Origin of the sequence: Klebsiella sp. SWET4 (assembly GCF_024296565.1) — a bacterium.
Taxonomy (GTDB): domain Bacteria; phylum Pseudomonadota; class Gammaproteobacteria; order Enterobacterales; family Enterobacteriaceae; genus Klebsiella; species Klebsiella variicola.
In genome coordinates, this window is the sequence record NZ_JANCOB010000003.1 from 247,074 (window position 1) to 265,230 (window position 18,157).

Annotated in this window: 18 protein-coding genes; 8 read left to right on the forward strand and 10 right to left on the reverse strand. The window is 59.0% G+C overall.

Annotated elements, in window-relative coordinates; translation table 11 throughout:
• Positions 1 to 24: 24 nt before the first annotated feature.
• The 5 genes from selB to NKJ21_RS10300 all read right to left on the reverse strand — a co-directional run bounded on the left by selB (position 25) and on the right by NKJ21_RS10300 (position 5,580).
• The gene (selB, locus tag NKJ21_RS10280) at positions 25 to 1,866 is read right to left on the reverse strand and encodes a selenocysteine-specific translation elongation factor (RefSeq protein ID WP_110221746.1); all 1,842 of its coding nucleotides are present in this window, start codon (positions 1,864 to 1,866) and stop codon (positions 25 to 27) included.
• Positions 1,863 to 3,251 carry an L-seryl-tRNA(Sec) selenium transferase gene (selA, locus tag NKJ21_RS10285; RefSeq protein ID WP_008806866.1) on the reverse strand — a complete coding sequence of 463 codons (1,389 nt, stop codon included), beginning with the start codon at positions 3,249 to 3,251 and terminating at the stop codon, positions 1,863 to 1,865. The genes selB and selA overlap by 4 nt, the downstream gene beginning before the upstream one ends.
• A gap of 105 nt (positions 3,252 to 3,356) precedes the next feature.
• Positions 3,357 to 3,965 (reverse strand): glutathione S-transferase, encoded by a 609-nt coding sequence (locus tag NKJ21_RS10290; protein WP_004145238.1) that lies wholly within the window; start codon positions 3,963 to 3,965, stop codon positions 3,357 to 3,359.
• Between the two features lie 106 nt (positions 3,966 to 4,071).
• The gene (locus NKJ21_RS10295) at positions 4,072 to 5,208 is read right to left on the reverse strand and encodes an HlyD family secretion protein (protein ID WP_032417669.1); all 1,137 of its coding nucleotides are present in this window, start codon (positions 5,206 to 5,208) and stop codon (positions 4,072 to 4,074) included.
• A gap of 3 nt (positions 5,209 to 5,211) precedes the next feature.
• Entirely contained in the window at positions 5,212 to 5,580 is a 369-nt protein-coding gene (locus tag NKJ21_RS10300; RefSeq protein WP_004152044.1) for a DUF3302 domain-containing protein, read from the reverse strand.
• A gap of 538 nt (positions 5,581 to 6,118) precedes the next feature.
• On the opposite strand from NKJ21_RS10300, the gene mtlA reads away from it, so the two are divergent.
• From mtlA to mtlR, 3 genes are all read left to right on the forward strand, one after another.
• Complete coding sequence (gene mtlA, locus NKJ21_RS10305) at positions 6,119 to 8,026, forward strand: PTS mannitol transporter subunit IICBA (protein WP_254732884.1); 1,908 nt, start codon at positions 6,119 to 6,121, stop codon at positions 8,024 to 8,026.
• Between the two features lie 102 nt (positions 8,027 to 8,128).
• Positions 8,129 to 9,277 carry a mannitol-1-phosphate 5-dehydrogenase gene (gene mtlD / locus NKJ21_RS10310; RefSeq protein WP_008806863.1) on the forward strand — a complete coding sequence of 383 codons (1,149 nt, stop codon included), beginning with the start codon at positions 8,129 to 8,131 and terminating at the stop codon, positions 9,275 to 9,277.
• On the forward strand, positions 9,277 to 9,873 hold the full coding sequence (mtlR, locus tag NKJ21_RS10315; RefSeq protein WP_002922401.1) for a mannitol operon repressor MtlR: 597 nt from the start codon (positions 9,277 to 9,279) through the stop codon (positions 9,871 to 9,873). The genes mtlD and mtlR overlap by 1 nt, the downstream gene beginning before the upstream one ends.
• On the opposite strand, the gene NKJ21_RS10320 is transcribed toward mtlR, so the two are convergent.
• Positions 9,862 to 10,086, reverse strand: a complete 225-nt coding sequence (locus NKJ21_RS10320; protein WP_012540317.1) for a hypothetical protein — start codon at positions 10,084 to 10,086, stop codon at positions 9,862 to 9,864. The two genes, mtlR and NKJ21_RS10320, sit on opposite strands and share 12 nt — an antisense overlap.
• 272 nt (positions 10,087 to 10,358) lie before the next feature.
• Here NKJ21_RS10320 and NKJ21_RS10325 point away from each other — a divergent pair, with 272 nt between their 5' ends.
• From NKJ21_RS10325 to trmL, 5 genes are all read left to right on the forward strand, one after another.
• Positions 10,359 to 10,721, forward strand: coding sequence for a YibL family ribosome-associated protein (locus tag NKJ21_RS10325; protein WP_008806861.1), 363 nt, complete (start codon positions 10,359 to 10,361; stop codon positions 10,719 to 10,721).
• A gap of 284 nt (positions 10,722 to 11,005) precedes the next feature.
• Positions 11,006 to 12,661, forward strand: coding sequence for an L-lactate permease (lldP, locus tag NKJ21_RS10330; RefSeq protein WP_008806860.1), 1,656 nt, complete (start codon positions 11,006 to 11,008; stop codon positions 12,659 to 12,661).
• Positions 12,658 to 13,431 carry a transcriptional regulator LldR gene (gene lldR / locus NKJ21_RS10335; protein WP_008806859.1) on the forward strand — a complete coding sequence of 258 codons (774 nt, stop codon included), beginning with the start codon at positions 12,658 to 12,660 and terminating at the stop codon, positions 13,429 to 13,431. Before lldP ends, lldR begins: the two co-directional genes overlap by 4 nt.
• On the forward strand, positions 13,431 to 14,615 hold the full coding sequence (gene lldD, locus NKJ21_RS10340) for an FMN-dependent L-lactate dehydrogenase LldD (protein WP_016161950.1): 1,185 nt from the start codon (positions 13,431 to 13,433) through the stop codon (positions 14,613 to 14,615). The genes lldR and lldD overlap by 1 nt, the downstream gene beginning before the upstream one ends.
• Positions 14,616 to 14,863: 248 nt before the next feature.
• Complete coding sequence (gene trmL, locus NKJ21_RS10345) at positions 14,864 to 15,337, forward strand: tRNA (uridine(34)/cytosine(34)/5-carboxymethylaminomethyluridine(34)-2'-O)-methyltransferase TrmL (protein ID WP_110235966.1); 474 nt, start codon at positions 14,864 to 14,866, stop codon at positions 15,335 to 15,337.
• Positions 15,338 to 15,420: 83 nt separating this feature from the next.
• Here the strand turns inward: trmL and cysE are convergent, their stop codons facing one another.
• From cysE to grxC, 4 genes are all read right to left on the reverse strand, one after another.
• Entirely contained in the window at positions 15,421 to 16,242 is an 822-nt protein-coding gene (gene cysE / locus NKJ21_RS10350) for a serine O-acetyltransferase (RefSeq protein ID WP_002922426.1), read from the reverse strand.
• Between the two features lie 73 nt (positions 16,243 to 16,315).
• Entirely contained in the window at positions 16,316 to 17,335 is a 1,020-nt protein-coding gene (gene gpsA, locus NKJ21_RS10355) for an NAD(P)H-dependent glycerol-3-phosphate dehydrogenase (protein ID WP_008806857.1), read from the reverse strand.
• On the reverse strand, positions 17,335 to 17,802 hold the full coding sequence (gene secB, locus NKJ21_RS10360; RefSeq protein ID WP_002922428.1) for a protein-export chaperone SecB: 468 nt from the start codon (positions 17,800 to 17,802) through the stop codon (positions 17,335 to 17,337). Before secB ends, gpsA begins: the two co-directional genes overlap by 1 nt.
• Positions 17,803 to 17,862: 60 nt before the next feature.
• Positions 17,863 to 18,114 (reverse strand): glutaredoxin 3, encoded by a 252-nt coding sequence (gene grxC / locus NKJ21_RS10365; RefSeq protein WP_008806856.1) that lies wholly within the window; start codon positions 18,112 to 18,114, stop codon positions 17,863 to 17,865.
• Positions 18,115 to 18,157 lie beyond the last annotated feature (43 nt).

The following is an 18,157-nucleotide window of genomic DNA, read 5'->3' on the forward strand; positions in this document are numbered from 1 at the left end:
CCGCCGGGGAGCTGGCGTGAATGATTACAGAAACAACGCCTTATCGCGCAGGATATGATCGTTACCGCGACGGCGGGTGAAGCCAATCCGATCGAAATACTCCAGGATCTGAATCGCCAGCTTCCGCCCGACGTTTAAGGTGTCGCGGAAATCCGCGGCGCAGGTTGATCCGCGCAGCTGATCCAGCTCGCGCACCCGCTGGGCGAACTGCACAATGCGATCGTTGCGGTAGTAACGATCCTTGACGATCGCAGTAATCATCCCCTGCTGCGCCGCCTGGCGCAGCACCGCGCGCATCAGGGACTCTTCAACATGGACTTCGCGCGCGAGATCGCGCACCCACCACGGATCGTCGCCGAACAGGGTTTCCACCTTCTGCCAGACCGCCTGCTGCTCGTCGGTAAACCCGGCTTTATGCTCCGGCAAATGCAGCCAGCCGTGATGGCTGTGGACTAAGCCACTCTCACGCATCTGCTCAATCAGCAGCAGCACCAGCGCTTCATCTTCCATCGGCAGCGCGATGCGGCGCAGGCGCTCCCGGCCAGGGCCCGGCTCGTCGCGATGCTGCTCATGGTAGCGCGCCAGGGCATCCAACAATTTTCGCTGCCAGCGGGCGGCAAGCGGCGCACTGAGCAGGCGCTGTCCGGCCTGCAGATAGTCTGGTCGCTGGATCAGGGCGGCCATTCCGGCTTCGCTGAGCTGCCGTGCCCAGGCGAAGCGCTCAAGCCGGACGGCATCCCGCTGCAGATGCAGCTCAAGCGCCTGCGCATCGTCAGCGCCAACTGCCGCCAGGGCGTGCAGCCACTGCAGATATTCCGGTTTACGTTTGCCGCGGCGCGGGGGATCCAGCGTCACCACCCGTGCGCCGGCCAGCGTCATACGCGCAGAGATATCGCGGAGCACCAGCCGGTCGTTATCCGCCAGCCACAGCGGGGTATCCAGCACCAGCTCCGCCAGGTTGTCCTCGAGGAGCGACACCCGGCCGGTAATGTGGCTGGCAGCATGGTGAATATGCAGCGGTTGCCACTGGCTGAGCGGCGTATGGCACTGCAGCTCGACAATCACCCGTTCCGCAGGCTCCGGCGGCGGTGAGGACAACAGCCAGTCGCCGCGGTGCACTGCCTCTTTCTGTGCATCGCCGACAATATTCAGCGCAATGCGCTGCCCGGCGTGCGCCTGCTCAACCGCTTGATTCTGGGCATGCAGACCCCGCACGCGCATCGGCGTGTTCACGCCGGTGAGCCACAGAGTATCCCCGACCCGGACTTCGCCGGAGAGCGCCGTCCCGGTGACCACCAGCCCCGCGCCTTTGACGGTAAAAGCGCGGTCCAGCGCCAGGCGAAACCGCTGCTGCTGCGGGTGGGGGCGCTCCGCAAGCTGCAGCAGATGGCTGCGCAGTTCGGCAATACCGATGTTTTCCGCCGCCGCGGTGGGAAAGAAAGCGACGGCGTCAAAGCCCAGCTCGCGCAGAGTCTGCTCGACCTCCGCCCGGACCTCCTCCACCCTGGCGGCCGCCACGCGGTCCGTTTTGGTGAGCGCCACGGTAAGCGTCGGCTTTCCGGTCAACTGCAGGATCGCCAGGTGTTCGCGGGTTTGCGCCATCACCCCGTCATCGCAGGCCACCACCAGCAGCGCATGGTCAATACCCCCCACCCCCGCCAGCATGTTGGACAAAAACTTTTCGTGTCCGGGAACGTCAATAAATCCCAGCACCCGCCCGTCCGGCTGCGGCCAGTAGGCATAGCCGAGATCGATCGTCATTCCCCGCGCTTTCTCTTCCGGCAGACGATCGGCATTTACGCCGGTTATCGCCTGCAGCAGCGTCGTTTTGCCGTGGTCAACATGTCCAGCGGTGGCAATAATCATCGTAACAACATCTCCATAAACCGGGTTTCATCTTCCAGACAGCGCAGGTCCAACCAGAGCCGACCATCATCAATGCGGCCAATCACCGGACACGGCAGCGCGCGCCAGCGGGCCGCCAGCGCCTCCAGCCGGCTGCCGCGGCCGTCATGCGGGGTAAAGGTCAACGCCGCGCTGGGCAGGCGGTCAACGGGTAACGAACCGCTGCCAATCTGCGACTGGCAGGCTGCCACGCTGACGGCAAAGTCAGCATAGTGTGCCGCCAGGTCAGGCAGCAGGCGTTCAGCCAGCCGGCGGATCTCTTCCGCCGGACGGGTGAGCAAGCGCAGCGTCGGTAATCTCTCCGTCAGCACCTCCGGGTGCTGATAGAGGCGCAGCGTGGCTTCCAGCGCCGCGAGGGTCATTTTATCCGCGCGCAGGGCCCGCTTCAGCGGATGGCTTTGCAGCCGGGCAATCAGCGCGCGTTTGCCGACGATAATTCCGGCCTGCGGGCCGCCGAGCAGCTTGTCGCCAGAGAAACTGACCAGGCTCACCCCGGCGGCGATCATCTCCTGCGGCATCGGCTCCTTCGGCAGGCCATACTGGCTGAGATCCACCAGCGACCCGCTGCCCAGGTCGGCCACCACCGGGATGTCCAGTTCGCGGCCAATGGCCGCCAGCTCCGCTTCGTCGACGGCTTTGGTAAAGCCTTCAATGCTGTAGTTGCTGGTGTGAACCTTCATCAGCAGCGCGGTATTGTCATTCACCGCCTGACGATAGTCTTTGGCATGGGTGCGGTTGGTGGTACCCACTTCGTGCAGCTGACAACCCGCCTGACGCATCACATCAGGAATGCGAAATGCGCCGCCGATCTCCACCAGTTCGCCGCGGGAAACCACCACTTCGCGGCCGCTGGCGGTGGCCGCCAGCATCAGCAGAACGGCCGCCGCGTTGTTGTTCACGATACAGGCATCTTCCGCGCCGGTGATCTGGCACAGCAGATCGGCAATGGCGCGATCGCGATGGCCGCGCCCGGCGTCGTCGAGATCATATTCGAGCGTCACCGGCGCGCGCATCGCGCTGGCAACCGCCTCCACGGCCGACTCCGCCTGGATGGCGCGCCCCAGATTGGTATGCAATACCGTACCGGTGAGATTAAACACCGGACGCAGGGCGCTCCGCTGGCCGGCGGTGAGCCGCTGCTCACAGGCGTGCAGCCAGTCATGGCTCCAGTCAGGGAGCGTCTGCCGTTGGCTAATCTGTTCCCGCGCCTCATCCAGCATCTGGCGCAGCTGCGCCACCACCTGCGAATGGCCGTGCTGCGCCAGCAGGGGAGAAAAAGCGGGGTCGCGTAGTAAGCGGTCAATGGCCGGAAGCCGGGTATAAAGCGCACGAATATCGGTAGTCATGAATGGGCCTGGCGGTAAGTTATTTTCCCCCCTCCCGACGGGAGAGGGAGTCAACAATCAGCGGCGATTGTAACGCCTCCTTGCGCAAACTGTTACCTGCCTGGGTCAAGTCCGCGGCGGTTCGGTACGCGCAAAGCTGGCGCGCTGGAACAACGCATCCACCAGCTTCACCAGTTGCGGCCGGGTGGCGCACCAGCCGGGCGCGACCCGGCGAAAGTTCAGATAAGCAATGGCGCAGGCCGTGGAAATGGTCGCCAGATTAACCTCGTCGCCGCGCAGCGTTCCGTCTGCCGCGCAGGCTTCCAGCCGGTCGAGGCCGCGAGCCACTTTCTCCCGCTGGCGGAGCAGCTCTTGCTCTGACTGTTGCGCGCCCGGGCGAGCCTTTTCACGCACCAGCGCCTGGGCGGCCTCCATCACCCCATCCGCAAGCGCCTCTAGCTGACGCATCCTGAGAGCGGCTCTGGGGTCGGCGGGGATCATCGGCGGCGCCACGCCCAGCAGCTCCAGATACTGGGCGATGACCGGGGAGTCAAACCAGCACTCACCGTCGTCCGTCACCAGCGCCGGTACCTTGCCCAGCGGGTTATAGCGCGCCACACCGTTGCTTTCGCTGTAGGGGGATTCGTTGACAAACTCAAAAGGGATGCGCTTTTCCAGCAGGATCACGGAGATTTTGCGCACAAAGGGACTGGTGTAGCTGCCGATCAGTTTCATAGCCTGCTCCTTATCGCCAACAAATTATCGCCAACAAAGATATGAGTATGGCTCAGGGCAGGACAAAAGGCAGGTGAGCGTCCCGCTCAACCTGCCGCCGATCGCATTAATGATCGAGATAGAGGTAGTGCATCCAGCTGGTCATCCGCAGCAGCACTTTACGCATCACCGAGACGTGGGCGAAATGGTCGGAGTAGACCGCCACCTGCGCGTAGATACCATCAGGCAGCGCATCAATTTCGGCATTGGGGTCGAGCTCGATGGTCGCCAGCACGCCATCGCTGCCCGGCGTCACGGTCAGCGACTGTAACGCCCCTTGCGCCTGATAACTTCCTCCCGGCACCACCGGTAAAATACTCACCAGTTTGCCGTGGAACACCTGCCCGGGCAGAGCATTAAACACCGCTTCCGCGTCGTCGCCTTTCTCCAGCCTTAACAGGGAGTTTTGCCTAAACTGGGCGACGATCAGCCGTTTTTGCTCCGGGATAAACACCATCACCGGACGCAGCGGCAGCGAGGCGGCATAGGTCCCCGGGCGGATCAGCACCTGGGTGATATACCCATCGCTGGGCGCCCGCACAGTGGTCTGGTCGAGATTGTATTTCGCCTCCGCCAGTTGGGCGCGCAGGCTAACCACTTGCGACTGCTCGCCGTTGATCATGCTGTCCAGCTGGCTCTGGATCTGCGCCTGCTCCGCCACCGACGCCTTGACCAGCGCGTCCTGGGCAAGGTAATTCTGCCTGGCGTTATCGATGTCACTTTCCGAGAACGGGTTCACCCGCGCCTGGCTCCCTTTCAGGTAGCGCTGATAGTCCTTGTATAAGCGATCGCGCTCCGCCGACACGCGGGTGGTGTTGGCCTGGGCTTCAGAGAGCTGCGCCTTGAGGGTGTTAATACTGTGCAGCGCCGTCACCAGGTCGGCCTGCAGACGGTCGACCCGCGCCTGATAGCGTGCCGGGTCAATGGTAAAAAGCACCTCACCCTTTTTGACGCGCTGATTCGCTTTGTCGGTGACGCTGTTAACCACTCCGGTAACCTGCGGCGTAATAGGAATAGATATCACCGCCTTTTGCGCCAGAAAGGTGTAAGGGTGGTTATAGTTCATTAATAAAATAAGCGCGCTAACAATAAATACGCCCCCCAGCGCCGCGGTAGGTACCGTCCATTTATTTACCGGTATTTTGAAGATTTTAAATATCGACCAGGCGATGGCCACGTAGGTCAAAATTATCAACAGATCCATAGATTATTTCTCCGCCGCAGAGGTGGACTGCGGCCGCTGGATGGCCGCCACCTGGTGTTCAAGGTCGCTCAGTCGTTGGCGAAGCTGTTGTATATCGGTCTCTTTTTCAGGTTCATCAGGGGCCGTATTCGCCTTATGCTGCATGCCCCAGCCGCGCTCAGGCTGGTACAACGTGGCCCAAATCCATAAAAACGGCCAGATGACGTGGAGAGTAAAAAGACTGACCCATCCGGCGACATGAATAGCATCGGAATGAGGGTGGTTGCGTTTTTTGGCGATCAAATAAGGAATATCGTGAATAATGATAATCCCATAAAAAATGACCAGAAAAACGAAGATCAGAACGCCCAGCGCAAAATAATTGAGAAACATAATTCCCTCGGCTTTACGCTAATAATTTATATGAATTTTATTCACGACCCACTGACATTCGGGCCGCTATTTTGAGCATAATTCACGCCTTTCATTTTTGCCATCCGGCGTAAAAAAGTTATTCGGCAGTTAAGGTTGCTTAGTTACAGAGCCACCTCGCCCTGGCCGCAAAACCGGGCCGAGATCACAGCGGCAAAAATCCACCGTGAAATTCTTTGTGATCAAAATCACAAACAAACAACAAAACCACGAAACAAAATTGTGACAAATATCACACAAAAAGGCAGATCAGCGGCTAAAAAGGCGCTGTGTTGTTTTTTTACACAGGAATTATGTGATCAACATCACTACAAAAAGCGCTTTGCCCCCTATATTCATGTGATCCGTATCACACAAAAGGGCGCTAGCTGGACAGCTAAACGATTCAGTGCCAGATTTCGCACTATCAATCAGGGCCCGGCTACCTCTGCCGCCACATTAACAACAAACCTCGGGCTTTAAGCCTGCGCGATACGCAAAACAGAAGAAGGGGTGTTTTATGTCATCCGATATCAAGATCAAGGTGCAAAGCTTTGGTCGTTTCCTCAGCAATATGGTGATGCCGAATATCGGCGCGTTTATCGCGTGGGGTATCATCACCGCGCTTTTCATTCCGACAGGGTGGTTGCCAAACGAAACGCTGGCGAAGCTGGTCGGTCCGATGATCACCTACCTGCTGCCGCTGCTGATCGGTTACACCGGCGGTAAATTAGTCGGCGGCGAACGTGGTGGCGTGGTCGGGGCGATCACCACCATGGGCGTTATCGTCGGCGCGGATATGCCGATGTTCCTCGGCTCAATGATTGCCGGCCCGCTGGGCGGCTACTGCATCAAGAAGTTCGATAACTGGGTAGACGGTAAGATCAAATCCGGTTTTGAAATGCTGGTGAATAACTTCTCCGCTGGCATCATCGGGATGATCCTCGCCATTCTGGCCTTCCTCGGCATTGGCCCGGCGGTTGAAGTTCTGTCGAAAATTCTGGCAGCTGGCGTTAACTTTATGGTGGCGCACGACATGCTGCCGCTGGCGTCTATCTTCGTGGAACCGGCAAAAATCCTGTTCCTCAATAACGCCATTAACCACGGTATCTTCTCGCCGCTGGGTATTCAGCAGTCCCACGAGCTGGGTAAATCTATCTTCTTCCTGATTGAAGCTAACCCGGGTCCGGGGATGGGCGTTCTGCTGGCGTACATGTTCTTTGGTCGCGGCAGCGCAAAACAGTCAGCAGGCGGGGCGGCTATCATCCACTTCCTGGGGGGTATCCATGAAATCTACTTCCCGTACGTGCTGATGAACCCACGTCTGATCCTGGCCGTTATCCTCGGCGGGATGACCGGTGTCTTCACCCTGACCATCCTCAATGGCGGTCTGGTCTCTCCGGCTTCCCCTGGCTCTATCCTGGCGGTGCTGGCGATGACGCCGAAAGGCGCCTACTTCGCTAACATCGCCGCGATTATCGCAGCGATGGCGGTCTCCTTCGTGGTCTCTGCGATTCTGCTGAAGACCAGCAAGGTAAAAGAAGAAGACGATATCGAAGCCGCAACGCGTCGTATGCATGACATGAAAGCGGAATCCAAAGGCGCCAGCCCGCTGGCGGCCGGTAATGTCACCAACGACCTGAGCCATGTGCGTAAAATCATCGTCGCCTGCGACGCCGGGATGGGTTCCAGCGCCATGGGTGCCGGGGTGCTGCGCAAGAAAGTGCAGGATGCCGGACTGAGTAACATCTCGGTTACCAACAGCGCGATCAATAACCTGCCGCCGGATGTTGACCTGGTCATCACTCACCGTGACCTGACCGAGCGGGCGATGCGCCAGGTACCACAGGCGCAGCATATTTCGCTGACCAACTTCCTCGACAGCGGTCTGTACACCAGCCTGACTGAGCGTCTGGTCGCGGCCCAGCGCCACATCGAGAATGAAGTGAAAGTTACCGATAGCCTGAAAGACAGCTTTGATGATGGCGACAAAAACCTGTTCCAGTTGGGTGCGGATAACATCTTCCTCGGGCGCAAAGCAGCCACCAAAGAAGAAGCCATTCGCTTCGCCGGCGAGCAGCTGGTGAAAGGCGGCTACGTCGAGCCGGAATATGTGCAGGCGATGCTGGACCGCGAAAAACTGACCTCGACCTATCTCGGCGAGTCCATCGCGGTACCGCACGGCACCATCGAAGCGAAAGACCGTGTGCTGAAAACCGGCGTCGTCTTCTGCCAGTACCCGGAAGGCGTGCGCTTTGGGGAAGATGAAGACGATGTCGCCCGTCTGGTCATCGGCATCGCGGCCCGCAACAACGAGCATATTCAGGTTATCACCAGCCTGACTAACGCCCTGGATGACGAAACCGTGATTGAGCGCCTGGCGAAAACCACCAGCGTCGACGAGGTTCTGGCACTGTTGAATAAATAACCAAAGCGGTCCATTCCCTCTCCCTTTGGGAGAGGGTTTGGGTGAGGGGCAAAGCCTCACCCCAGCCCTCTCAGGTAAAAACATTAATTGAAGGTTAATACTATGAAAGCATTACATTTTGGCGCAGGTAATATCGGACGTGGCTTTATCGGTAAATTGCTGGCCGACGCGGGCATTGAACTGACGTTCGCCGATGTCAATCAGACCGTACTTGATGCCCTGAATGCCCGTCATAGCTATCAGGTTCACGTCGTCGGTGAGAATGAGCAGGTGGATACTGTCTCCGGCGTCAATGCCGTCAGCAGCATCGGCGATGAGGTTGTGGACCTGATCGCTGAGGTGGATCTGGTCACCACCGCCGTCGGTCCCGTCGTACTTGAGCGCATCGCCCCGGCCATCGCCAAAGGGCTGGCGAAGCGCAAAGCGCAGGGCAGCGAACGTCCGCTGAACATTATCGCCTGCGAAAATATGGTGCGCGGCACCACGCAGTTAAAAGGCCACGTGTTTAACGCGCTGGCGGAAGAAGATAAAGCGTGGGTTGAAGCCCATATCGGCTTTGTCGACTCAGCCGTTGACCGTATTGTGCCGCCATCGGCTTCCGCCACCCATGACCCGCTGGAAGTCACCGTGGAAACCTTCAGCGAGTGGATTGTCGATAAGACGCAGTTCAAGGGCGCGCTGCCGACTATCCCGGGAATGGAATTAACTGATAACCTGATGGCATTTGTCGAACGCAAGCTCTTCACCTTGAACACCGGGCATGCTATAACCGCCTACCTCGGAAAACTGGCGGGCCACCAGACGATTCGCGACGCGATCCTCGACGAGAAAATTCGTGCCGTCGTGCAGGGCGCGATGGAAGAGAGCGGTGCGGTGCTGATCAAACGTTACGCCTTTGACCCGCAGAAACACGCGGCTTATATCCAGAAAATTCTTGGACGTTTCGAGAACCCGTACCTGAAAGACGATGTTGAGCGCGTTGGCCGTCAGCCGCTGCGCAAACTGAGCGCTGGCGACCGTTTAATTAAGCCGCTGCTGGGTACCCTGGAATACGGTCTGCCGCACCGCAACCTGGTGAAAGGGATTGCAGCGGCGATGCATTTCCGTAGCGAAGACGATCCGCAGGCGCAGGAGCTGGCGGCACTGATCGCCGACAAGGGGCCGCAGGCCGCGCTGGCGCAGATTTCCGGCCTGGATGCCGCAAGTGATGTCGTCGCGGAGGCCGTTAACGACTACAACGCGGAAAAATGATGCACAACCTGGCGCGACCAACGTCGCGCCCATTACGACTCCTGTCAGATATGCAGGCAATGATGGAAGAAACACAAGCATTTGAAAACCGTGTGCTTGAGCGTCTGAATGCTGGCAAAACCGTACGAAGCTTCCTGATCGCCACCGTCGAACTGTTAACGGAAGCGGTCAATATTCTGGTGCTTCAGGTGTTCCGTAAAGACGACTACGCGGTGAAATACGCCGTCGAGCCCTTGCTGGAGGGCAGCGGGCCGCTCGGCGATCTCTCTGTACGCCTGAAGCTGATTTATGGCCTTGGGGTGATAAGTCGTGCCGAATATGAAGACGCCGAACTGCTGATGGCCCTGCGCGAAGAGCTTAACCACGACGGCAATGAGTACAGCTTTACCGACGACGAAATTATCGGGCCGTTCGGCGAGCTGCACTGCGTCGCCGCCCTGCCGCCAACGCCGCAGTTTGATGATAGCGATGCCGAACTGCTGGCAATGCAGAAGCTGCGTTACCAGCAGATGGTGCGCTCAACAATGGTGTTGTCCCTGACTGAGCTGATTTCGCGAATCAGCTTAAAAAAAGCCTTCCAGAAATCAACGCTCTGACTCCGGCTCCGTCTGGTCGCAGGTCGGCCGGTAAAGCTGACGATAATATTCCAGACGCTGCAGAAACAACGCTTCCTTATCCTGGGGAATATCTCGCGGTATATGCTGCAGACGCGGAGATTTTTTCAAATACTCCATAAACGCCTGACTGGAAGCCATAAAATCAACCGCTTTATCGATTAAACGTGGTACGCCGTCGCCGATCTTTGCCATCACGTCCTCCTTTTGGGAATAATCTGATTAAGCATTAGCCAAATCACCGGCGCGGGTTAAGGAAAACGTGCTTATCTTCCGACGGGCTTCACAGAAATGAAATTAGAACGGGTATTAGGCGGAATATTAATAAAATTCAAATTATTAGCGAGCGCTGGTATAGCATTCTGCGGGCGATAAACGGCGAATTTTTGATAAATAACTATCAACAATGGCGGTCACGGCACATACTATAGGCGAATGAAGCCCCTTTATTAACAGATTAAGTCATCATGAAAGAAGTCGAAAAAAATGAAATCAAGCGCCTGAGCGACCGTCTCGACGCCATCCGCCATCAGCAGGCCGAGCTGTCGCTGGTGGAAGCCGCCGACAAATACGCCGAGCTGGAAAAAGAAAAAGCCACCCTGGAAGCGGAGATTGAACGTCTGCGTTCCGTCCAGAGCCAGAAGCTGAGCAAAGAGGCGCAGAAACTAATGAGCCTGCCGTTCCGCCGCGCGATCACCAAAAAAGAGCAGGCCGATATGGGCAAGCTGAAGAAAAGCGTTCGCGGTCTGGTGGTCGTCCATCCGATGACCGCCCTGGGCCGGGAAATGGGTCTGAAAGAGATGACCGGTTTCGCCCGCAGCGAATTCTGATCCCCTGCCCTCTCCGCCCGGAGAGGGTCATTCTGTCTTCACTTCCCACATTTTTACCCTCAGTCAGGTCGATTGGTCCAACCAATAATTTCATCTACCCCCCAGCAGTTCACAAATACATCAAAATACATCACAAACACGTTGCTTAAGAGCAACATCTGATTAACCATTCGTTGTCATCAACCCTGATACCCTTAATTGGCCGGGCCAATTTTACCTACGATGGGATCGGCAATGAGCGCAGACTCAGCCCTCCTCTCCTGGCGGCCCGATGGAGACCCTGCATGAATCTCTGGCAACAAAACTACGATCCCGCCGGTAATATCTGGTTATCCAGTCTTATCGCATCGCTACCGATTCTGTTTTTCTTTTTTGCGCTGATTAAGCTCAAACTGAAAGGCTACCTCGCAGCCACCTGGACCGTCGCTATTGCGCTGGCCGTCGCCTTGCTGTTCTATAAAATGCCGGTGGACCGCGCCTTAGCCTCGGTGGTCTACGGCTTCTTCTACGGCCTGTGGCCTATCGCGTGGATTATTATCGCCGCGGTCTTCGTCTATAAAATCTCGGTGAAGACCGGGCAGTTCGACATCATCCGCTCATCGATTCTGTCGATTACGCCGGACCAGCGCCTGCAGATGCTGATCGTCGGCTTCTCGTTCGGCGCCTTTCTCGAAGGGGCGGCGGGTTTCGGCGCGCCGGTGGCGATTACCGCCGCGCTGCTGGTCGGCCTTGGGTTTAACCCGCTGTATGCGGCTGGCCTGTGCCTGATCGTCAACACCGCGCCGGTGGCCTTCGGCGCGATGGGCATCCCGATCCTGGTCGCCGGCCAGGTGACCGGTATCGACAGCTTTGCTATCGGCCAGATGGTGGGCCGTCAGCTGCCGTTCCTGACCATTATCGTCCTGTTCTGGATCATGGCCATCATGGATGGCTGGCGCGGCATCAAAGAGACCTGGCCGGCGGTGATGGTGGCAGGCGGTTCGTTCGCTATTGCCCAGTACCTCAGCTCTAACTTCCTTGGCCCGGAGCTGCCGGACATCATCTCGTCGCTGGTCTCCCTGGTCTGTCTGACCCTGTTCCTCAAACGCTGGCAGCCGGTACGCATCTTCCGCTTCGGCGATATCGGCGCCTCGCAGGTGGATATGACGCTGGCCCGCACCCGCTACACGGCGGGACAAGTGATCCGCGCCTGGTCGCCGTTCCTGTTCCTGACCGCCACCGTGACCCTGTGGAGCGTACCGCCGTTTAAAGCGCTGTTCGCACCGGGCGGCGCAATGTATGACTTCGTCATCAATATTTCGGTGCCGTTCCTCGACAAAATGGTTGCCCGTATGCCGCCGGTAGTTAGCGCCGCGACGCCATACGCCGCGGTGTATAAATTCGACTGGCTGTCGGCAACCGGCACCGCCATTCTGTTCGCCGCCCTGCTGTCCATCGTCTGGCTGCGCATGAAGCCAAAAGACGCGCTGACCACCTTCGCCGGGACGCTGAAGGATCTGGCGCTGCCGATCTACTCTATCGGCATGGTGCTGGCGTTCGCCTTTATCTCCAACTACTCCGGGCTGTCGTCGACCCTGGCCCTGGCGCTGGCGCATACCGGCCACGCGTTTACCTTCTTCTCGCCGTTCCTTGGCTGGCTGGGGGTATTCCTGACCGGTTCGGACACCTCGTCTAACGCCCTGTTCGCCGCACTGCAGGCAACGGCCGCGCAGCAGATTGGCGTCTCCGATATTCTGCTGGTCGCGGCCAACACCACCGGCGGTGTCACCGGCAAGATGATTTCCCCTCAGTCGATCGCCATCGCCTGCGCCGCGGTAGGCCTGGTGGGTAAAGAGTCGGATCTGTTCCGCTTTACCGTCAAACACAGCCTGATCTTCACCTGCATGGTGGGCCTGATCACCACGCTGCAGGCCTACGTTTTAACCTGGATGATCCCGTGATAGTGATGCCTAAACGCCTGGCCGACGACGTGGCGCGTCGCGTCCGGGCGCTGATTGAAGAACAACAGCTGGAGGCGGGCATGCGACTGCCCGCGGAACGCCAGCTCGCCGCCCAGCTCGGCGTCTCGCGCAATTCCCTGCGCGAAGCGCTGGCGATGCTGGTCAATGAAGGCGTGCTGCTGAGCCGTCGCGGCGGCGGCACCTTCGTCCGCTGGCAGCATGAACCGTGGTCGGAGCAAAACATCGTCCAGCCGCTGAAGACGCTGCTGGCCGATGACCCGGACTACAGCTTCGACATCCTCGAAGCCCGCCACGCCATCGAGGCCAGCACCGCGTGGCACGCAGCGATGCGGGCCACCGACGCCGATAAAGAAAAAATTCGTCTGTGCTTTGAAGCGACCCAGAGTGAAGATCCGGATATCGCCTCGCAGGCGGATGTCCGCTTCCATCTGGCCATCGCCGAAGCCTCGCATAACGTGGTGCTCCTGCAAACCATGCGCGGTTTTTTCGACCTGCTGCACTCCTCCGTTAAGCAGAGCCGCCAGCGCATGTATCTGGTGCCGCCGGTGTTTGCCCGCCTGACTGAACAGCACCAGGCCGTTATGGAGGCTATTGTTGCCGGTGACGCCGAGGCGGCGCGCCAGGCGATGATGGGCCACTTAGGTTTTGTCCACGCCACGATTAAACGTTTTGATGAAGACCAGGCCCGCCAGGCGCGAATTACCCGCCTGCCCGGTGACCACAATGAAAATTCCAGGGAGAACTCGTGATGATTATTTCCGCCGCCAGCGACTATCGCGCCGCCGCACAGCGTATCCTGCCGCCGTTTCTGTTCCACTATATCGACGGCGGCGCCTACGCCGAACATACCCTGCGCCGTAACGTCGAGGACCTGTCCGATGTGGCCTTGCGCCAGCGTATTTTGCGCAATATGTCGGATCTGAGTCTCGAGACCACTCTGTTCAATGAGAAGCTGGCGATGCCGACGGCGCTGGCGCCGGTCGGGCTGTGCGGCATGTACGCTCGCCGCGGCGAAGTGCAGGCCGCCGGCGCGGCGGACGACAAAGGCATTCCGTTCACCCTCTCTACCGTTTCCGTTTGCCCGATTGAAGAGGTCGCCCCGACCATCAAACGCCCGATGTGGTTCCAGTTATACGTCCTGCGCGACCGCGGCTTTATGCGCAATGCGCTGGAGCGCGCCAAGGCCGCCGGCTGCTCGACGCTGGTCTTTACCGTCGATATGCCGACCCCTGGCGCCCGCTACCGCGACGCCCATTCCGGCATGAGCGGCCCGAACGCCGCCCTGCGCCGCTACTGGCAGGCGGTGACTCATCCGCAGTGGGCGTGGGACGTCGGCCTTAACGGTCGCCCGCACGATCTGGGCAATATCTCCGCCTATCTCGGCCAACCGACCGGTCTGGAGGATTACATCGGCTGGCTGGCGAATAACTTCGATCCGTCGATTTCATGGAAAGACCTGGAGTGGATCCGCGATTTCTGGGACGGTCCGATGGTGATCAAAGGGATCCTCGATCCGGAGGACGCCCGCGACGCGGTGCGCTTCGGCGCTGACGGCATTGTGGTCTCTAACCACGGCGGCCGCCAGCTCGATGGCGTGCTCTCCTCGGCCCGCGCCCTGCCGGCGATTGCCGACGCGGTGAAAGGCGACATTACCATTCTCGCCGACAGCGGCATCCGCAATGGTCTCGATGTGGTGCGGATGATTGCCCTGGGCGCCGACAGCGTACTGCTGGGCCGCGCGTATCTGTACGCCCTGGCGACCCACGGTAAGCAGGGCGTGGCGAATCTGCTGAACCTGATCGAAAAAGAAATGAAAGTGGCGATGACCCTGACCGGGGCGAAAACCATCCGTGAAATCAGCCGTGATTCGCTGGTGCAGAACGCCGAAGCGCTGCAGACCTTCGATGCGCTGAAGCAGGGCAACGCCGCGTAGGCGGCGTCATTCTCTCCCCTCACCCTAACCCTCTCCCAAAGGGAGAGGGGACTGTCCGGCAGACAGGTTAGCGGCGGCGTTTCCCTGAGCCTCTGTCCACGAGAAGTATCGACTGATGAGTGAGTCCTTTACCCGCACCCTCCGATCCACCAACCGGCGCCGGTTTTCCCCCTCTCCCTCAGGGAGAGGGCCGGGGTGAGGGTTCGCCAAATATCTGCTATTCTGCCCCCCGCAATTAAGGGGGCAGTATGCTGAACATCGTGTTATTCGAACCAGAGATCCCGCCGAACACCGGGAATATTATCCGCCTGTGCGCCAACACGGGCTTCAGTCTGCATATCATTGAGCCGATGGGCTTTACCTGGGACGATAAACGCCTGAGACGCGCCGGACTGGACTATCACGAGTTCACTGCCGTGCAGCGCCATGCGGATTACGCGGCGTTTCTCGCCTGCGCGCAGCCACAGCGGTTGTTCGCCCTGACCACCAAAGGCACGCCGGCGCACAGCGCAGTGAGCTATCAGGATGGCGATTTCTTGATGTTTGGCCCGGAAACCCGCGGTCTGCCGGCCAGCATCCTCGATGCCCTGCCGCCAGAGCAGAAAATCCGTATTCCGATGATGCCGGACAGCCGCAGCATGAACCTGTCCAACGCGGTGTCGGTGGTGGTGTATGAGGCCTGGCGCCAGCTGGGGTATCCGGGCGCCGTGTTGCGCAGCTAACCTGAGCCATTCCCGGATGGCGGCGCACCGCGCCTTATCCGGGCTACATATCTGAGCTTAACAGCGGCAAATGGCACAATACATCAAATCCCGTCGCCGTACTCGAAGGTGTGGTGGATGCCGTTGAAATGCTGATCCATGTCCATCGCCGGCTTGTCGCTCTCCGGCTTGCCAACGATGCGCGCCGGTACGCCCGCCGCGGTGGTGTGCGGCGGAACCGGCTGCAATACCACCGAACCGGCGCCAATCTTCGCCCCACGTCCCACTTCGATATTACCGAGGATCTTCGCCCCGGCGCCAATCATCACGCCTTCGCGAATTTTCGGGTGACGGTCGCCGCTGGTTTTACCGGTACCGCCGAGGGTGACCGACTGCAGAATAGAGACGTCATCTTCAATCACCGCCGTTTCGCCGACCACAATGCCGGTGGCGTGGTCGAGCATGATCCCGCGGCCGATTTTCGCCGCCGGGTGAATATCCACCTGGAAGGAGACGGAGACCTGATTTTGCAGGAAAATCGCCAGCGCACGTCGGCCCTGAGTCCACAGCCAGTGGCCGATACGGTAGGCCTGCAGCGCATGGAAACCCTTCAGGTAGAGCAGCGGCGTGGAGTATTTATCCACCGCCGGGTCGCGCGTGCGCACCGCCTGAATATCGCAGGCGGCGGAGGCGATCATTTCCGGATCGGCGGCATAGGCCTCTTCCACCACTTCGCGAATGGCGATCGCTGGCATAATCGGCGAGGCCAGCTTGTTGGCCAGCATATAGCTCAGCGCACTGCCCAGATTTTCATGCTTGAGTAGCGTAGCGTGGTAAAAACTGGCGAGCATCGGCTCACAGTCAGCCAGAGCCCGGGCTTCGGCTTTAATATTATTCCAGACGATATCCAGTTCTTCACACGGCATTGCATACTCCAGACGATATGATAATGACCTGCCAGTTCTGCGCTGGCAGGGTCATTCAGGTGACAAAGGAAAGCTAATTGCTGCTGCGCTCGTCCTTGCGGGCGCGACCCAATAAGGTCAATGCTGCCTCGCGCGCAATTTTTCCGCAATACAATACCTGATAAATTTCCTCGGTTATTGGCATTTCGACACCTAAACGCTGTGCCAGAACGCGAACTTCCTTGGTATTGCGGTAGCCTTCGACCACCTGGCCAATCTTGTCCTGGGCGCTCTGCACGTCCATACCCTGGCCGAGCATCATGCCGAAGCGACGGTTACGGGACTGGTTGTCGGTGCAGGTGAGCACCAGGTCACCGAGACCGGCCATGCCCATAAAGGTTTCCGGATCGGCGCCCAGCGCCGCGCCGAGACGGGACATTTCCACCAGCCCACGGGTAATCAGCGCCGTACGCGCATTGGCGCCGAAGCCGATGCCATCCGACATACCGGCCCCGATGGCAATGACGTTTTTCACCGCGCCGCCGAGCTGCACGCCGATAAAGTCCGGATTGATGTAGACGCGGAAACTTTTGCCGCAGTGCAGCAGGTGCTGCAGATCCTCGGCAAACTGCGGATCCGTCGCTGCCAGCGAAATCGCCGTCGGCAGACCGGCGGCCAGCTCTTTGGCGAAGGTTGGCCCCGAGATCACCGCCAGCGGGATATCATCGCCCAGCGCTTCACGCGCTACGTCCTGCAGCAGGCGGCCGGTTTCAGCCTCGAGGCCTTTGGTCGCCCACACCAGACGTGCGTCGGGACGCATCAGCGGTTTAATCTGACGTAATACCTGGCCGAACACATGGCTTGGCACCACGACAAGGATGTCGCGGCTGGCGGCCAGCGCGGTGGCCAGGTCGCTCTCAAGATGCAGCGTATCCGGGAAAGGCACATCGGGAAGGAACGCGGCGTTGCAGCGATCGTGTTGCAGCGTCGCGATATGTTTCGGGTCATGGCCCCAGAGCACAACGTGGTGGCCATTTCTTGCCAGGGTGATGGCAAGAGCGGTGCCGTAAGAGCCGGCACCGATCACAGTCATTGCAGCATTAAGTGCGTTCATCAGGCATCCTGATGTTGTTCAGCACCTTCGCCAGCCTGCTGCTGCAGATAGTTCATAAACAGCGCGTCGAAGTTCACTGGCGCAAGGTTAAGTTGCGGGAAGGTGCCGCGGGAAACCAGGCTGGTGATGCACTCACGCGCGTACGGGAACAGAATGTTCGGGCAGTATGCGCCGAGGCAGTGCGCCATCTGGGTGCCTTCGATGCCGTCGATGGAGAAAATACCGCCCTGCTGTACTTCACAGAGGAACGCGGTTTCTTCGCCCAGCGCGGCGGTCACGGTCACACGCAGCACCACTTCATAAACGCCTTCAGCCAGCTGGGTGGAGGCGGTATCCAGATCAAGTTTAACTTCCGGCTGCCAGTCTTTCTGGAAAACTTGCGGCGCGTTCGGCGCTTCAAAAGAGATATCTTTGGTATAGATACGCTGGATCTGGAAGGTCATTTCGGTGCTGTTTTGTTCTGACATAGTAAAACCCTTTCGTGTTGTCCTTAAATACGCGCTTCCGCCAGGGAAAGCGCGCAAAAATTAGCGCAAGAGGGGATCAAGTCCACCACGTGAATCAAGCGCATACAAGTCGTCACAGCCGCCAATGTGCTGCGCATCAATAAAAATCTGCGGAACCGTCGTCCGTCCGCTGCGCTGGATCATCTCCTCACGCTTCGCGGCATCGCCATCGATCGGCAACTCATGGAACGTTACGCCTTTGCTGTTCAACAGCGCTTTCGCGCGTACGCAGAACGGGCAGGTCGCTTTGGTGTAGATCTCAATATTGGCCATGACTTTACTCCTGTTTTTACCCTGGGGTTTTACGCCGCAGCCT

Excerpts from the sequence above, each read along its gene's own strand:
- trmL (WP_110235966.1), top strand. The coding sequence starts at position 14,864 with ATGCTGAACATCGTGTTATTCGAACCAGAGATCCCGCCGAACACCGGG.
- lldD (WP_016161950.1), top strand. The coding sequence starts at position 13,431 with ATGATTATTTCCGCCGCCAGCGACTATCGCGCCGCCGCACAGCGTATC.
- grxC (WP_008806856.1), bottom strand. The coding sequence starts at position 18,114 with ATGGCCAATATTGAGATCTACACCAAAGCGACCTGCCCGTTCTGCGTA.
- NKJ21_RS10300 (WP_004152044.1), bottom strand. The coding sequence starts at position 5,580 with ATGTTTCTCAATTATTTTGCGCTGGGCGTTCTGATCTTCGTTTTTCTG.
- gpsA (WP_008806857.1), bottom strand. The coding sequence starts at position 17,335 with ATGAACGCACTTAATGCTGCAATGACTGTGATCGGTGCCGGCTCTTAC.
- NKJ21_RS10295 (WP_032417669.1), bottom strand. The coding sequence starts at position 5,208 with ATGGATCTGTTGATAATTTTGACCTACGTGGCCATCGCCTGGTCGATA.
- NKJ21_RS10290 (WP_004145238.1), bottom strand. The coding sequence starts at position 3,965 with ATGAAACTGATCGGCAGCTACACCAGTCCCTTTGTGCGCAAAATCTCC.
- NKJ21_RS10325 (WP_008806861.1), top strand. The coding sequence starts at position 10,359 with ATGAAAGAAGTCGAAAAAAATGAAATCAAGCGCCTGAGCGACCGTCTC.
- mtlR (WP_002922401.1), top strand. The coding sequence starts at position 9,277 with ATGCACAACCTGGCGCGACCAACGTCGCGCCCATTACGACTCCTGTCA.
- mtlD (WP_008806863.1), top strand. The coding sequence starts at position 8,129 with ATGAAAGCATTACATTTTGGCGCAGGTAATATCGGACGTGGCTTTATC.
- secB (WP_002922428.1), bottom strand. The coding sequence starts at position 17,802 with ATGTCAGAACAAAACAGCACCGAAATGACCTTCCAGATCCAGCGTATC.
- selB (WP_110221746.1), bottom strand. The coding sequence starts at position 1,866 with ATGATTATTGCCACCGCTGGACATGTTGACCACGGCAAAACGACGCTG.
- cysE (WP_002922426.1), bottom strand. The coding sequence starts at position 16,242 with ATGCCGTGTGAAGAACTGGATATCGTCTGGAATAATATTAAAGCCGAA.
- mtlA (WP_254732884.1), top strand. The coding sequence starts at position 6,119 with ATGTCATCCGATATCAAGATCAAGGTGCAAAGCTTTGGTCGTTTCCTC.
- selA (WP_008806866.1), bottom strand. The coding sequence starts at position 3,251 with ATGACTACCGATATTCGTGCGCTTTATACCCGGCTTCCGGCCATTGAC.
- lldP (WP_008806860.1), top strand. The coding sequence starts at position 11,006 with ATGAATCTCTGGCAACAAAACTACGATCCCGCCGGTAATATCTGGTTA.
- NKJ21_RS10320 (WP_012540317.1), bottom strand. The coding sequence starts at position 10,086 with ATGGCAAAGATCGGCGACGGCGTACCACGTTTAATCGATAAAGCGGTT.